This window comes from Shewanella denitrificans OS217 (assembly GCF_000013765.1).
Taxonomy (GTDB): Bacteria; Pseudomonadota; Gammaproteobacteria; order Enterobacterales; family Shewanellaceae; genus Shewanella; species Shewanella denitrificans.
Genome location: NC_007954.1, coordinates 1,509,899 through 1,525,340 on the forward strand (window position 1 = coordinate 1,509,899; position 15,442 = coordinate 1,525,340).

A 15,442-nucleotide genomic window follows, 5' to 3' on the forward strand; every position below is an offset into this window, starting at 1 on the left:
TTTAAAGACAAAGGTATCCTCATGATTAACATAAATGGCAGACATATTGGTGATGCCCAGCCAACTTATATTATTGCAGAGTTATCAGCTAATCATGGTGGCTCCCTTGAGCAAGCTAAAATCATGATCCAAAAAGCTAAGCAGGCAGGGGCAGATGCGGTAAAGATCCAAACCTACCGTGCAGATACTATAACTTTAAATTGCGACAAGGCTGATTTTCGACTGCCGTCCGGCAACGCTTGGGAAGCCCACAACACCTTATATGCGCTCTATCAAGAAGCCTATACGCCATGGGAGTGGAATAAGGCTTTGTTTGAAGAAGCCCGGCGCATAGGAATTACCTTGTTCTCTTCTCCCTTTGATGAAACCGCTGTCGATTTATTGGAATCATTAAATGCGCCAGCATACAAGATAGCTTCTCCCGAAATTACTGACATAGGTCTACTTAAATACGTGGCGCGAACAGGTAAACCCATTATTTTATCGACAGGTATAGCAGATTTAGCCGACATTGAATTAGCCGTAGAAACTTTACGTGCAAATGGCTGTGAAGCGTTGGCCATTCTCAAATGCACCACGGCGTATCCTACGCCTTACTCTGAATGTAATTTACGTACCATTGCTGATATCGGCAAGCGATTTAGCTGTGTGGCTGGATTATCGGATCATACTTTAGGGCTTGCATCACCGATAGCTGCAACCGCATTAGGTGGGAAAATTATTGAGAAACATTTTATTCTGGATAAAACGGATAATTCAGTTGATGCCTTTTTCTCTCTCGATGAACACGAATTTTCACAGATGGTGACTGAGGTTCGCAACGCTGAGCTTGCATTAGGCACTATCAGCTATGAGATTAGCGGTTCTGCAAACAAGAATAAACTAGCAAGACGTTCACTTTACTATTCACAAGCGATTAAAGCGGGTGAAGTGATTACCAATGAAAATGTGAAATCTGTTAGACCAGGTTTTGGCTTACACCCCAAACATTTTGACGCCATTCTGGGCTTAAGGCTAAAGCATGATGTTGAGTTTGGTGATCGCGTCTCTTTACTCGATGTTGACACAGAATAAAGGAAACAAAATATGTCTTCATATGTCGTTGTTGGTGCTGGGATCTGTGGTTTAACCGCAGCAATCTTGCTTGCTAAAAGGTTCGATAAAGTCATACTTGTCGAGCAAGCTCCCCATTGTGGAGGCTTACTTCAAACCGTGACTGATGACGCTGGACATAGTTATGATCAAGGAACTCATATACCTGAAACTACAGGAATTAAAGAGATTGATGACATATTATTTTGCGAGCAGCATTCGCAAAAATGGCAGTCCATCGATAAGTTGAGAACAGGTAACTATTTCGCCGGCAGTTGGGATCTTAATACTCAAACGATTGATGCAAGAAAACTACCACTAGAGCTATATCACCATGGCCTAGGTGAATTTATGGACTGCACAGATATTCCAAAAGATCTGGATATCGAGGCTTATCTAACCAAGAGTTTAGGAAGCACTTTTTATCAAGAATTGGCACTACCTGTGATAAGAAAATTGTATGGGCAGGATGTCGACCCAAGTACACTGACTGCAAAAACTGGGGTGAATTACTTCGGGGCAGGAAGGATCATCGCAAGCAATCAGCGCTTAACTGCATTGTTAAAACAAGACGCTGTTTTTGATGCCAAGTTGGGTTTTCACCATCAAGCAGAATATGAAAGCCAGCTGAGACAAAAAGGGGGGGAATTACCCGAATTTTATTATCCAACTACTGGCCAAAGAGTGCAGTTTTGGACTGATAGCTTATTGCAAAAAGCAAAAGAGTTAGGGGTTGAAGTGCTCACATCAACATCAGTCACTAAAATAGACCATGCTAATGGGAAGATACACGGACTTAAGCTCAGCAACGACAGGGTGATTGATTGTGGTTTTCTATTTTGGAGTGTACCTCCTGTCTTTGCTTTAAAGGCGGCTGAACTTGAGATAAAAAAGGCGAATGTTAGCTTCAGAACTGCCCATTTACTTCACTATACCTTCGATACACAGTTATTAAATACTCAGTCTCACTATATTTGGAACTGGGATCCGGCTATTCCCTTTTTTAGAGCAACACTTTATCAAAATCTATCAGCCGATCCATTATTTCAAGTAACACTCGAATATTTATCAGGAGCTCAAGATCACCATAAATATGGTTTAGAAGAGGGTATGAAAGATCTGCTCAAAATGGGCTTGATTTCTCCTGAAACAAAGTTAGTCTCAAGCCTAGAGCAAAAGATCGATAACACCTTTCCACTGCCGACATTTGAGTTCGCACAAGCAACACAAAATAATTATGATGCGTTAAATAACACATTAGATAATATTGTTATTTCAGGCCGATTCAGTGGTCAGTGTTGGTTGCAGGGTGATGTGTTGAGAAAAGCATATCATGATATTAATGCGCTCATAATTGAGTAAAAATACCAATGATAAATGTGCTTTTTATTTGCAATGGCGATCAACAAACAGGTTTTGGGCATGTGTCCCGTTGCCTAAACATCGCTAGTGAACTGCTTAGACTAAAGGCAAATTTATCTATCCAATTTCAAGGAAGTTACGGTGATTTCGCAAGTAAGGCCATTAGCTCAGCCGGTTTTGTTCATGGTAATCATGAACCACTGCAACAGCTAGAGGGCGTTTCGTTAGTGTTTGTTGATGATTATCATATTACTGAGACAAGACTCAATAGCTTTAAACAAGCGGGATGTGCCATTGCTATAATCGATGACTTTGATATTTTTTGTTGGCCTAGTATCGATTTAATCATTAACTTTCGATTTTTAGCCGAAAAATTATATCGCAGCAATGGTAAACATCTTCTAGGTTTAAAGTATTTTCCCGTTAAATCATCGTTAATAACACTTAGGCAATCACGTCTCGAACAGCAATGTCATGATAAAAATCTTTGTAATATATTGGTCTTTATCAGTGGAACAGAGAGTGGAGATAGTGGTAAAAATATTGTATTGGCCCTGGATAAAATCGTTAGTAATAGCAACATATACTGGCTTACAACGATAAACCATGATGTTGAGTTGAAGCACAATACATTGAAAAAAATAGACTATGTTAATGATATGTATGAGCTGTATAAAGATGTCGATGTGGTGTTTTCTGGCGGGGGATTATCTAAATATGAAGCGGGTTTTTGCATTATCCCAAATGCAGTTATTTCTCAGACAGCAATGCAGCAGCAAGATACTGACATTTTAGCTCAGCATAACTTATGTTTTGATTTGGGCATTACTGAGCATATGGATCAAGATACCTTACAAGAAAACATTTCGTATTTTTTGTCGCCAAAAGTGTTAAATGCGCAACGTAATGCTCTGAAGACCCATTACGATAGCCAGTCACTTCAATCTGTCGCTTCAAGGGTACTGGCCTTGATAGATGAAAGAACAAAGTAAACCAGTTGAAATCCAGTGTTGAAAACTCATTAGACAAGTTAAGAGATTAAATGATGATTAAGGATCTAAAGGCGCACTATCAATTACTTTATGCTCAGTCGGGTGATTCTCCGGCTGCCGTGCAATATCCAACCCATGACTCACAAGTCGTCAGGTTTTCAATATTAAGTCACGGCATAGATAAGACCTGCAATATCATTGATTTAGGATGCGGTTTGGCTGACATGCTGCCTTACTTAAGACAAAATGGATTCACTGGTAAGTATTTAGGCTGTGATTTTGTCCCTGAGTTTATTGAACTTGCTAAAGGAAAGTATGGCGAAGATCTCAACGCGAAATTCATGGAATTCAATATCTTACAAGATGAGATACCCACTGGATATGACTATGTGCTCATAAGTGGAATATTCAATAATAAGATAAAAAATAATCAAGAGTTTATTGAACTTGCGCTCAAAGAGTCCATGGCTAAAGTTAATATCGGTGTGGTGTTTAATGCCCTATCTGACTATGTTCAATATCAGGATGAAACACTCTTTTACATCAGCCCTTTATCATTGTTTGATTATTGCAAACGCAACATCACGCCATACGTGACCCTTAAACACGATTATTTGACTAAGCCAGGCGGTTTTCCCTATGAATTTACTATGTCGTTAAGGCATAAGGAAGCGTCGTGATCTTGAGCATTATGCAACCCACGTATTTGCCTTGGATGGGGTATTTTGACCTCATTGACATTGCGGACAAATTTGTATTTTTGGATAATGTGCAGTTAGAGCGCAGTGGATGGCAAGTGAGAAACCGCATACGTTCATCGCAGGGGGAACTTATGCTCAGGGTCGCTATTGCGACCCCTAAAAGATTCGATGAGACATTAATACATCAGACCCAATTCGTTACTGGTCATCCTTGGCGTAAAAAGCATTTAAAAAGTATTCAAATGAACTACCAAAAGGCACCTTATTTTGCCCAGGTTTACCCCTTGTTAGAGAGCCTTTATCAAAAAGATGAAACCTCTCTCAGTCAATTTAATATTAGTGTCATTAACGCGCTGTGCACTTTTATGGGTATAAACACGCCTAGAATGCTAGCGTCTGAATTAGTCGATATAGAAGGTATTAAAGATGCGCGGCTGACCTCTATATGCAAACACTTAGATGCAGATCAATATTTATCTCCCTTGGGGGCCATGGCCTACATAGAACAAGAGTCTTCAGGTGGGGATTTGGGGGAAAATGGCATCGATGTTTTTTATCATCAGTTTGTACATCCACAATATACACAGGTATATGATGGTTTCATCTCGCACCTTAGCATCATAGACGCCTTATTTAATTTAGGGCCCCAAAACACGGTGACATTAATTCGCCAATTTCGACAAGCACCAATTAATTACACAAGCCTTCCAAGATGAAGTCACTTATCTTGTCGTGTGAGGGCTTATCGGTGTTGTTTAGGGCGTTGAGAATAGTGATAATATTTAAGGAAACCTAATTATGTGGAAAGAGTTAGTCGAGTCTATTTCTAATGATATGGATAATGTTGATGAGTGTTTCCGTCCTACGCACTTTTGGCGAATGGGGGCAGAGTATTTACAACAAGATTTGGATACTTATGGCATCACCAAGTTCAGATCATTACCTAGTACATTAGGTTATTTTGTACCGACATATTTATTCAATGGCATGATCACAGAGCCGAAAAAGTATGCTGAGCTTGCTAGCCGCTGCCAAGATATTGTTGTTACGCCTAAAGCTAAACTCTTTATGACAGATTTTCTTTCTGGTGAAAGTCAAGCCAGGGCAGACTTTAGGGTCTATCTTGCGAGTCAATCAAATCGTGCACCTTACACTGAACACTTTTCGGAATCTAAAGTGGGTGAACCGGTAGAGCATTTTGAATTCGAAGGGCGCAACTACAGCCGATCAAGTTTAAATTATTTGTTAGGGATAAATTTTTTAAAACAGCACATCTCTGATTTATCGGTAAAAACAGTGGTTGAAATTGGTGGTGGTTTTGGTTCATTAGGTGAAATTTTATTAAGTGATGAGCGTAATGACACTTTTTATATTAATGTAGATATTCCTCCTACATGCATATTTTCAACTTTTTATCTTCAGTCCGTTTTTGGCCAGAGTCATGTTGCGGACTATAGTGTGCTATCAAAACAAGCTTTGGTTATTGATGACCTTAGAAGCAAGCATAAAGCCGCCATTATGTGTCCATGGCAATTGCCTAGCTTGGAAGGAAAGATCGATTTATTCGTTAATTTTATCTCTTTTCAAGAAATGGAGCCTGATATAGTTGAGAATTATTTGAGCGAAATAGACAGGTTACAAAGTACTTACATACTCTTAAGAAACTTGAGGGAAGGAAAGCAGCTTGCGCACGATGATTCACAGGTCGGTGTTAAAAAAGCAATAAAATCAGATGACTATGATAAGTTCTTACCTGATTATGAGTTGCTGGCAACCAATGTGCTGCCTTTTGGCTATCAAACCATAGATGGATTTCACTCAGAGCTACGCCTTTATCGGCGTAAACAACCTAAACTCGGATGAAAATATGAATAAATATCATTAAAATAGTAAAAAATCCAAATATTTACATTCAAACTTAAACTTTGCGCTGACAACAAGAATAACTCAGTTAGCGGTGCAAAGAACTATTTGATATGTATTTATTATCCAGAGGAGAAGTTAAGTAACAATTAGCCATCTTAATTGCTTAACATCGCACACTCTAGGTTTTTCCAATTCAATACTTGTTCAGCTAAGATGTTAGATAATGATTATAGAATAATATAGATGATTGGTTTGATTTCACAAAGAGAAGTAAGATGTTTACATTTGCTTGAAAAATCTACATGAACTGAATATTTCTGATTTAAATTCAAGTGCTGCGGCAGTGCTTATTATCGAATGTAATGTCCCGTTTTATATTCGATAATAGCTTAGGGTATTTTAATTTAGTAAGAATGGTGTCCCAGGCAGGATTCGAACCTGCGACCTATCCCTTAGGAGGGGATTGCGCTATCCAGCTGTGCCACTGGGACTTTGGAGGCCATTATATAAAAATATCAGCAAAAAGATACGAGCTTTAAGCAAAAAAAGTGATAACTGATTAAAACTTAAGCTCAATGTGGTTTTGATATCTCGATTGACAGCTTATCTGAGATTTTTGTTGTTTAATAGTTATCAAACTAGCCATGCATACACATTACTGTGAACATGGCTATTGTGAAGGCGCATTTGCTCAGGGCTAATGATTAGCGCCTTAGATTATGGCCAGCGTAAGGCTATAGTTTAAGGGCAATATCTTGTAGCTGAATATTATCAGCAGCGCCCATGCCAACTATGGCCGCAGTGGCTGTGTCTTCCGACACTTGATCAATAGTGATACTGGTTTGGCTCTGGGTTGCTATGGTTCTCATGTTGTTGAGCCTGTCAGGGATGTTCTGCTGCAGGATAATTTGAAATTTATCACCGGTTTGCACACCATTTTTGCGGCCAAGGTTAATAATAATCCTTTCTCCTTGGCGAGCGATGATCTGCCCCAGTAGCGGGCGGCAACTTAGCTCCTCATCCAGTGACAGGCTACTTTCTTGAAAAAGTTGGATCATGCTTTGTCCATAAGCGGAATCCCAGAAATGCTGACTACTAGGGGAAACCGTTTCCTGAAGCTCAAATTCCCACGGAGCAGTGTCTGAAAAGGATTTACTCCAGACGATTTCGCCACTGATCCCATGGTACAAGGTAAGTTTAAAGCTGAATTGCCTAATGGCGGGTTCAGACACAAAGCCTAAATAGGAACTACGGCCTTCTTGCAATGAAATATCTAAAATCTCAGGTTGGAGTAAGTACTGACTGTCGGTGATTTCACCCAACCATGTCGGGATCCGGTAGCCTTTAAAATTCGATAAAGTATTAGCTTGGTCGAGTTTCTCATTGGCGTGAATTCGCATAAAGCTATAATTTGATTGAGCATTGATAACATTGCCTAATTTTTGAGATACAGCTTGCTCAAATTTCGCGAGCTGACCATACCTAAGTTGAGATCTGTCGGCGATTAATGCCTGTGGCAAGATGATGGCGGCTTTTAAGGTTTGCTTTTGACACTGGGCATTGGTTTCTTGATCTGAAAGCTCAAGGGCTAGCACTACAGTAAGAATATTATTTCTGACTGACTCACTGACCAAGACGATGTTATCGGCTACGCCCATTCTTTGCATAGAGAAAGAATCCTGAGTCAATCTGCCTTGTTCTATTTTTTGCTCGCTGTTGAAATTAACCCCTGCTTTTAAGCTAGCGTAATTTAAGGCCTGACTTATGGCATCTTCCCGAGCCTTGTCAAAATCATCATTTACAATACGGGCTTTGCCAGTGACCTCAATTTGCTCGCTATAAGCTTGAGTGATAAATATCAAACTACAAAGGCTGACTAAGGCAAGAGTAATATGACGCTTAAGTGGCTTAAGTTTGCGTTGAGAAAAGTTGAATTCCTGTGCTTTCATGTTGAAGCCTCGTGCATGACCATTAATGTGTATTGCTGCTGTGTATGCTTGCTGCATAAATATTGCATCATGAATACTTTAGGCACTTAAATGTAAAATGAATAGCAGACTAGCCGTTCAGTTTTAGCGCTAAGCATTATGACGAAATAGTGACTCTTAATGCAGCTTAAGTATCTTACAAGCAATTTTTACGCCAAAAAAATATTTTCCCTGTTCACGTTAGAGGCTAACGGCTTCACTCATCTTATCCATAAAGATCGGCCTACTTGAGCCGATAAAGAGTCAATATCATAGAAGTTAACACTCACATTCTAGGCTAACTATAGCAAGAGCCGATATCAGATAGCTTAATCCAGATGTAAGCTAGATTAGAGTTCATATTCAATGACCCTAAGTATTAGGTTCTGTTACTGGGTTGAGTTAGATTGTTTTTTCTAGCCAACAAGTTATTTTGGCTTGAAAATTGCTTGTTAAAATTAGTTTTTAGGCATATGTCTAAATTTTGCCGTTTGACTCAATGTCACTGAGATAAAGGGCAGGGCAATGAATACTCGTGTCATCCAAAGGAATTTGCTAATGCAAAAATTTACCGTGGTAACCATCATCTTGTTTTTAGGAGCCTGCGCGCGCCAACCGGCAGATCTCTCATTTAACAATCAGGGCCATGTTGTGAATCCAAACAATACAGAGCCGGTTGCCAAATTGAAGCTTTCCTATGACATCAATGAAGCTGGGTTGTCACCTAAGGGGCAAGTCAATGTGCTTGCTGAGAAGTTAGTGAATGAGCTTGTGGTACATAATGATGCGCTCAGAGCGGATCAGCCCCTACTTGTGACTACACCTGTGATGCTTAATAGTTTCGATAATACTAATGATCTTGGATTGCAATTACAGCAAGGCATGATTGCAGCATTTCATGCCCATGAATTTAACCTGGTGGATATGAATGTGGCTGAATCACTAAGATCCACTCAGCAAGGAGAATTTATATTGAGCCGGGACTGGCAACACCTACCTTCAGACTTACCAGTGTCACATGTGGTGGTATCGAGCATGAGTTTTACGCCAGAAGGATTAGTGGTGAATGCCAGAGTTGTGGATGTGAGTAATAATCGCGTCGTTTCAGCGGCGCAATCTTTTGCGTCGAATGTGACACTGTCTGGGTATTTGGTGCCATCGAATAAAATTATCTCCCGCGATGGCGTGCTCTATCGTCATGAAACAGAAGGTAAAGAAAGCTTAGGGGTGAGGAAATAACCATGAGATTAACTATTTTGCTTGTCTGCGTTTTATTATCCGCTTGTTCTTCTGGTGACAGGTATGTTCAATGGGAAACTGAAGCCCCATCAAACTTTCCTAAATTGACTGCCATTGGCTATGCGCCACTGGCAACTCAGCCCTCAGATAGTCAAGCTCACAGAGTGCTAATGGCAATGCAAGCATCTAAAGTCGTGGCATATCGTGAATTAGCTGAGCAAGTGTACGGTCAAAAGATCACCGCGAACTCAAGTGTGAGTGATTGGTTGCTAACAGATGATAATGTAAAGGCCAATGTCTCTGGATTAATCCGTGGTGCTAAGGTGGTGAAAAGTTATCCGTCTGGCGAGCATTACGTCACTGAATTGGAGCTAGACTTCTCTCTTGTTTGGGCGTTATACGAACAGCAAAATCGCCCTAAAAAAGTGAAAGATGTTACCTACTTTTAGGTCTACAACAATTGATAAATAAAAAAGCCGCTGATGCGGCTTTTTTATTATTTATTGGTTCAAAGTAACCGTTAAGCTTTGTACCCATCGCCGAGACTGGAAATAGTGGAAGTCTTGCCTTTATCATTATAAGTTAGGCTTGTTGCATTACGACTGACTTGTAGCGCTTGAGAGAAACGATTTAGGCTGGCAATATTGAGCTCAATTAGGCTGGCATTTTGCTTGTTATTATCTTGGCACTCTTTGAGTAATGCTTTAGTTTGAGCCACTTTTTCTATTAGGCTTGCTTCAGTGCTTAGTAATTTATTTTCTGAGTGGTTTGCCAGTTTAGTGTCATTCATCTGCAATTCGTTTAAACACTGAAGTTTATCTTTCGCCAAGTTCATGAGTAAATCGGCATCACGTTGGTGCAATGCTTGAGTTTCCTCGGCTATCAGTGTTTTTAACTTAGCAAGAATACCAAGCTGATAAGCTAGCAGTTTGAGAAGTTCAGTCATAGGTTACTCAATATGTGTCACTTTGAAAAGTAAGGTAATAAGAGTAACAATTAGCATCCGAACTTAAGCAAAACAGCTAATCTAATGTGCTTAAGCATGACTAATCTTACTCGACATCAAGCCCCAGCTCACTGAGCTCGGCCTCAAAACTGGCAATATTGGCTGCCAATTTTTCTGGGTCAACAGTATAACGACCTTCTGAAATCGCTAATTTGATTTCAGCTACCTTTTTTTGATCAACTTCAGGTATGGAAGACATTTTAGCTTGCGCACTTTGAAGTTGCTGAGCTTGTGAGGTGATACTCACTGAGTCTGTTTTTACATTCGAGGTGCTTGGCTTGGCCGCAGTTTCAGAGGCTTTAGCAGCCATATCCCTATTGGATCTTAACTGTGTTGTGCTTGTATTTAGCTTGTTAATATCAATTGCCATGGTAGGCTCCAGCGTGAATAAGTCAATTTCTCTAACAGGGTATCGGCCGTTAAAATGTAAACTGTAATCTATTTTACATTTTTACTTCAACTTCGCCAATCCCTGTGACTTGAGCATCTAACTCTCTGTTCGAAATGCTGTTCTTCACCCTAATAGTATCGCCTTCATTGCCATCATTAAGTGCTTCTCCTGAGGTTTTTATGACAATATTTTCAGTTCGGGCAAAAATAGAAACCGGATCTCCCTTACACACAAAGCATAAATTACCACTGAGAATAGGAGCGTCTTTGGCCACCCTTCGCTTTACTCTACTGCCAATAATTTGTTCTATCTCAGTAAAGAATTGCCCACGTAAGCTGTATTGATCAACGAAAGCTATATTAAGGCTATCACGAGTAATTAACGCCCCTGGCGATAACACATTGTCTGCAACGACAACGGGGTACAATATTTCTACTCTGACAGAAATATACACTTGCCAAAGATAATTTAAGCTTGGCGCATGGCAGCTGAGTTTGACCGTGTTATTTCGGCCTATCTCTCGCTCTGATGCTAACTCTACAACTACGGCTGATGAACACGCCGGTGGAGCGAGGCGACCATCAATATTTTGGGGGGTGATGATCACCTTAGCGTTGCTTGGCGCGTCAATTTTATTAGCAACGGCATCTTTAGCTAATGCTGTTAATGCCGATATTGTAGGGACATGGGTGACTTCACTCGATAAAACGGGCAAAGTTTGTAGGGATAATAATAAAGCGATAAAAATTTTTACTTTCATAATGAAGAGACTAGCGTGTTTTGCCAGAATACACCTATACTTTGAATTATTGATGTTGAATGCCTGTTTAACGTGATTGAAATTAAGTCATAAACTTGACGTATTGGTTACTCTTACTAACGTAAACATGTATATAATGATAAATTGATGGATAACAAGCAATTTATATGCCGATATATTTGATTGTTCAGGGTTATCTGGCTTAAAAAGCGAGCTTACAGATCCACTTCCATAATCTATGCTACAAGTTAATATTGCTATATTTGGCGTTAGCAGCCCATGGGTGTAAACAGCCGAAAATTACAATAACCGTGCCCTTAAGGGGATAGCTTTCACAAACAACAAGGCAATGTTATGTCGAGTATTCTTGATTCAGTTAACAAACGCACCCAATTGGTAGGACAGAACAGACTAGAGCTGTTGCTGTTTAAGCTAAACGGTCGTCAACGCTTTGGAATTAACGTGTTTAAAGTTAAAGAGGTACTACAATGCCCACCTTTAACCTCATTGCCTAAGCTGAATCCTTTTGTAAAAGGGGTGGCGCACATTAGAGGTTCAACTATTTCCGTTATCGATTTGAGCGCGGCAACAGGTGGACGTCCATTAACAAGCACCAAAGATTGTTTTATTATTATTTCCGAATACAACCGAAGTATTCAAGGATTTTTAGTGAGCTCAGTTGAGCGTATTATTAACACTAATTGGGCAGATATAATGCCACCCCCTCAAGGAGCGGGTCGGTATTCCTACTTGACAGCCGTAACCGAAATCGAGGGTGAACTGGTTGAAATTTTGGACGTTGAGAAAATTCTTGATGAAATATCTCCCGTTAAAACAACCATCAGTGCGGAAGTCAGTGAACAAATCACCTTAGATAAAGAACAGAATTATCACATCATGGTGATTGATGACTCGGCGGTCGCTCGCAAGCAGATCATTCGCTCTTTAGAGTCGCTTAATTTGCAAATCGATACCGCCAAAGATGGCAGAGAAGCGTTAGAGAAGCTTAAAGCCATTGCCAAGGAAATGGATGATGTTTCTAAGGAAATACCGCTAATTATTTCGGATATTGAGATGCCCGAAATGGATGGCTATACCTTAACGGCAGAAATCCGAGATGACCCTAAGCTTAAGCACATCAAAGTGGTGCTGCATACTTCCTTAAGCGGGGTCTTTAATCAGGCCATGGTGCAAAAAGTAGGGGCAAATGATTTTATTGCCAAATTTAATCCTGATGAACTGGCTGCTGCGGTGAATAAACATTTAAGCTTGTAATGCATCCACTTGAAAATGTTGAACCACAAATCTGATTTTGAACTACATTAAATAGAAGCGTTTGATAGCGAGTGGCTAACCACAAATCAGTGGTTTATGAGTTTATTTTGGGCTCAAAATGATTAGGAAATGAATGTGACTGACAAAACGCTCGATGAAGCAGAATACAATCAATTTAGACTGTTTTTGGAACAGCACAGCGGCATAGTGTTGGGCGATAACAAGCAGTACTTAGTAAGAAGTCGCCTTGCGCCTTTGATGGGAAAGCATAATTTGCCTTCATTAACTGAAGTGGTTAAGCATTCCATGAAGCCTTCTGAAAGACAATTGCGTGCAGAAGTCATCGATGCCATGACCACAAATGAGACATTATGGTTTAGGGATAGGTATCCTTTCGAGCTCCTCAACAATGTGCTGTTACCTGAATACAGTAAATTAGGCCGACCTTTAAAAATTTGGTCCGCAGCGTGTTCATCGGGACAAGAGCCCTATTCGTTAGCCATGACAATTTTAGAATATCAGCAAAAGAAGCCGGGGGCATTAGCTGGAAGTGCCAGTATTCAAGCAACAGATTTATCACCAACTATGCTTGAACGTTGTAAAAATGCTGAATATGATGGTCTGGCCTTGGCTCGAGGTCTATCCGATGAACGCAAGCGTCAGTTTTTTGATCCTCTGCCTACGGGGAATATGAAGCTTAAAGATAATGTGAAACGTTTGGTGAATTTTCGCAGTCACAATTTGCTGGAAAGTTATACTTTACTGGGGAAGTTCGATATTATTTTTTGTCGTAATGTGCTCATTTATTTTGCCCCAGAGGCAAAGGCAAAAATTTTGCGGCAATTTGCTGCCGCTTTAAATCCCAGGGGCATTTTGTTTCTCGGTGCATCTGAGTCAATTGCTGGTCTGACAGAAGAGTTTGATATGGTGCGCTGTAATCCGGGTATTTATTATCAGAAGAAGACCTAGGATAGCTAAACTAGACAGTTTATAGCTTGACTCAACACAAAAAAACGCTGAATTATTCAGCGTTTTTTCATTTCATAAATAATAGGCACTTCAAGTTTAATATGTTGGCATGAGCCTTGCTTTGTTTTCATTAGTTAGCTGATGGAGGCAAAATTATGGCGATTAACTTCGAAAATGCATTAGGTGTACACCAATACTCTTTAGGGATCCGCTCACAACGAGCCGAAGTGCTATCGAGCAATATCGCCAATGCCAATACCCCTCACTATAAAGCTCAAGATGTCGACTTTGCGTCGGCGATGCAAAGTGCACGGTCACATCAGAAAGGCCTATCCATGAGTAATACCTCGGAAAAGCATTTTGATTTAACCAGCTTAACTCAACAACATATTAAGTACCGAGTGCCGAATCAACCTGATACAGGCGATGGCAACACGGTTGATATTCAAAAAGAGCAGTCTTCATTTATGCAAAATGCGTTGGAATACCAAATGTCTTTGGGATTTCTTGAAGGCAAATTCTCAGGCATGAGAAAAGCGCTGCGAGGTGATTAATCATGAGTTTATTTAATATTTTTGATGTTTCAGGATCGGGTATGGCGGCCCAGTCCATACGCTTGAATACCACGGCAAGTAATATCGCCAATGCGGATTCTGTTTCAAGCAGCGTAGATAAGACGTATCGAGCTCGGCACCCCATTTTTGAAGCTGAACTTAATAAGGCTCACGATCAACAAAATGGCACTAAAGGTGTCCAGGTTAGGGCTATCGTGGAAAGTGATAAACCTTTACTCAAGGAATATTCTCCAAGTCATCCTATGGCCGATGGTGATGGTTTCATCTACAAACCGAATGTGAATGTCATGGAAGAAATGGCTGATATGATTTCAGCATCTCGTTCATACCAAATGAATGTCCAAGTTGCCGATGCGACTAAAACCATGCTGCAGCAGACACTTAGGATGGGTAAATAATATGTTTATTCAAGGAGATAACCTATGAGCATAGTCAATCCGTCAAGTCAGTCATTGCCACAAGCGACGGCGAAATCTTCGACAATAGCCAACAACCCGCAAACGAGTGTTGCCTCGGCCGCGAATACAGAGTCGACCAAAACAGGGAATCCATTCCTTGATGGTATTCGTTTACCGACTGAGTCGGCCATACCTGAGGCGAAAGATCAGTCACTGACACAAAAAGACTTTTTTGCACTGTTAAGCCAACAGTTGTCAATGCAGGATCCATTTAAGCCGGTTGATAATGATCAGATGATCCAGCAGATGGCATCCTTCTCAACCGTAGACGGTATTACTAAGCTTAACGAAGAGATTTTAAATCTCACGAGTGTGACCAGCTCTAGTCAGGCATTACAAGCCTCTGGTCTTGTTGGTCGTAAAGTACTCATACCATCAGATACTGGTTACCTGTCTTCTGAAAGCCCGAGCATTAATGGTGTGATCAGTACGCCAGAAAAAATCAGTGACATCACTGTCAGGATTGAAGACTCCAAAGGTCAATTAATTCAAAGTTTTAAAGTGGACGGCAGTGCTGGTGGCAATGTCGATGTGTCATGGGATGGCTTAGATGCTGAAGGCTTGCCCGTTGCTGGCGGCGAATATCAGATTAAAGCCAGCGGAAAGGTAGATGGCAAGGCACAAGACTTACCCGTTTCTACTTATGCCCATGTCACCAGTGTTTCTCTGGGGACCGCGAGTTCAGGAGCAATATTAAACTTACGAGGGCTAGGTGGCATTAAACTTGCTGATGTTCTAGCAGTAACAGAAGCATAGTTTGGCGAGTTTTAATCGATAATACGCATGGTT

Annotated in this window: 17 protein-coding genes and 1 tRNA gene; 13 read left to right on the forward strand and 5 right to left on the reverse strand. The window is 40.5% G+C overall.

Translation table 11 applies throughout. From position 1 onward, the window contains the following. The first annotated feature begins 21 nt into the window (after nucleotides 1–21). From pseI to SDEN_RS06740, 6 genes are all read left to right on the forward strand, one after another. Nucleotides 22–1,074 (forward strand): pseudaminic acid synthase, encoded by a 1,053-nt coding sequence (gene pseI / locus SDEN_RS06715; RefSeq protein WP_011495734.1) that lies wholly within the window; start codon nucleotides 22–24, stop codon nucleotides 1,072–1,074. Nucleotides 1,075–1,086: 12 nt separating this feature from the next. After that, nucleotides 1,087–2,454, forward strand: a complete 1,368-nt coding sequence (locus tag SDEN_RS06720; protein WP_011495735.1) for an NAD(P)-binding protein — start codon at nucleotides 1,087–1,089, stop codon at nucleotides 2,452–2,454. An 8-nt stretch (nucleotides 2,455–2,462) separates the two neighbouring features. Beyond that, nucleotides 2,463–3,446: a spore coat polysaccharide biosynthesis protein gene (locus tag SDEN_RS06725; RefSeq protein ID WP_011495736.1), complete on the forward strand. Its 984-nt coding sequence runs from the start codon at nucleotides 2,463–2,465 to the stop codon at nucleotides 3,444–3,446. A gap of 50 nt (nucleotides 3,447–3,496) precedes the next feature. Continuing rightward, entirely contained in the window at nucleotides 3,497–4,126 is a 630-nt protein-coding gene (locus tag SDEN_RS06730) for a class I SAM-dependent methyltransferase (RefSeq protein ID WP_011495737.1), read from the forward strand. Next, a complete protein-coding gene (locus tag SDEN_RS06735) occupies nucleotides 4,123–4,863 on the forward strand; it encodes a WbqC family protein (protein WP_041405720.1) in 741 nt (246 codons plus the stop codon). Before SDEN_RS06730 ends, SDEN_RS06735 begins: the two co-directional genes overlap by 4 nt. 82 nt (nucleotides 4,864–4,945) lie before the next feature. Beyond that, complete coding sequence (locus SDEN_RS06740) at nucleotides 4,946–6,010, forward strand: putative sugar O-methyltransferase (protein ID WP_011495739.1); 1,065 nt, start codon at nucleotides 4,946–4,948, stop codon at nucleotides 6,008–6,010. 417 nt (nucleotides 6,011–6,427) lie between these two features. Here SDEN_RS06740 and SDEN_RS06745 read toward each other — a convergent pair. Together SDEN_RS06745 and SDEN_RS06750 are read right to left on the reverse strand one after the other, a co-directional pair. Beyond that, nucleotides 6,428–6,504 (reverse strand) — tRNA-Arg (locus SDEN_RS06745). A 243-nt stretch (nucleotides 6,505–6,747) separates the two neighbouring features. Continuing rightward, nucleotides 6,748–7,962 carry a flagellar assembly protein FlgT gene (locus SDEN_RS06750; protein WP_011495740.1) on the reverse strand — a complete coding sequence of 405 codons (1,215 nt, stop codon included), beginning with the start codon at nucleotides 7,960–7,962 and terminating at the stop codon, nucleotides 6,748–6,750. Nucleotides 7,963–8,538: 576 nt separating this feature from the next. Here SDEN_RS06750 and SDEN_RS06755 point away from each other — a divergent pair. Further along, the gene (locus SDEN_RS06755; RefSeq protein WP_198134632.1) at nucleotides 8,539–9,219 is read left to right on the forward strand and encodes a FlgO family outer membrane protein; all 681 of its coding nucleotides are present in this window, start codon (nucleotides 8,539–8,541) and stop codon (nucleotides 9,217–9,219) included. A gap of 2 nt (nucleotides 9,220–9,221) precedes the next feature. Then, nucleotides 9,222–9,668: an LPP20 family lipoprotein gene (locus tag SDEN_RS06760; RefSeq protein ID WP_011495742.1), complete on the forward strand. Its 447-nt coding sequence runs from the start codon at nucleotides 9,222–9,224 to the stop codon at nucleotides 9,666–9,668. A gap of 71 nt (nucleotides 9,669–9,739) precedes the next feature. Here SDEN_RS06760 and SDEN_RS06765 read toward each other — a convergent pair whose 3' ends face one another. The 3 genes from SDEN_RS06765 to flgA all read right to left on the reverse strand — a co-directional run bounded on the left by SDEN_RS06765 (nucleotide 9,740) and on the right by flgA (nucleotide 11,376). Next, the gene (locus tag SDEN_RS06765; protein ID WP_011495743.1) at nucleotides 9,740–10,165 is read right to left on the reverse strand and encodes a flagella synthesis protein FlgN; all 426 of its coding nucleotides are present in this window, start codon (nucleotides 10,163–10,165) and stop codon (nucleotides 9,740–9,742) included. Between the two features lie 106 nt (nucleotides 10,166–10,271). Continuing rightward, a complete protein-coding gene (gene flgM, locus SDEN_RS06770) occupies nucleotides 10,272–10,595 on the reverse strand; it encodes a flagellar biosynthesis anti-sigma factor FlgM (protein ID WP_011495744.1) in 324 nt (107 codons plus the stop codon). A gap of 73 nt (nucleotides 10,596–10,668) precedes the next feature. After that, nucleotides 10,669–11,376, reverse strand: coding sequence for a flagellar basal body P-ring formation chaperone FlgA (gene flgA, locus SDEN_RS06775; RefSeq protein ID WP_011495745.1), 708 nt, complete (start codon nucleotides 11,374–11,376; stop codon nucleotides 10,669–10,671). Nucleotides 11,377–11,730: 354 nt separating this feature from the next. Between flgA and SDEN_RS06780 the strand changes: the two genes are divergently transcribed. The 5 genes from SDEN_RS06780 to flgD all read left to right on the forward strand — a co-directional run bounded on the left by SDEN_RS06780 (nucleotide 11,731) and on the right by flgD (nucleotide 15,409). Beyond that, nucleotides 11,731–12,651 carry a chemotaxis protein CheV gene (locus tag SDEN_RS06780; RefSeq protein WP_011495746.1) on the forward strand — a complete coding sequence of 307 codons (921 nt, stop codon included), beginning with the start codon at nucleotides 11,731–11,733 and terminating at the stop codon, nucleotides 12,649–12,651. 129 nt (nucleotides 12,652–12,780) lie between these two features. Continuing rightward, complete coding sequence (locus tag SDEN_RS06785; RefSeq protein WP_011495747.1) at nucleotides 12,781–13,620, forward strand: CheR family methyltransferase; 840 nt, start codon at nucleotides 12,781–12,783, stop codon at nucleotides 13,618–13,620. A gap of 155 nt (nucleotides 13,621–13,775) precedes the next feature. After that, nucleotides 13,776–14,174 (forward strand): flagellar basal body rod protein FlgB, encoded by a 399-nt coding sequence (gene flgB / locus SDEN_RS06790; RefSeq protein WP_011495748.1) that lies wholly within the window; start codon nucleotides 13,776–13,778, stop codon nucleotides 14,172–14,174. Nucleotides 14,175–14,176: 2 nt separating this feature from the next. After that, nucleotides 14,177–14,593 (forward strand): flagellar basal body rod protein FlgC, encoded by a 417-nt coding sequence (gene flgC, locus SDEN_RS06795; RefSeq protein WP_011495749.1) that lies wholly within the window; start codon nucleotides 14,177–14,179, stop codon nucleotides 14,591–14,593. A gap of 24 nt (nucleotides 14,594–14,617) precedes the next feature. Then, the gene (gene flgD, locus SDEN_RS06800; protein WP_011495750.1) at nucleotides 14,618–15,409 is read left to right on the forward strand and encodes a flagellar hook assembly protein FlgD; all 792 of its coding nucleotides are present in this window, start codon (nucleotides 14,618–14,620) and stop codon (nucleotides 15,407–15,409) included. Nucleotides 15,410–15,442: the final 33 nt, after the last annotated feature.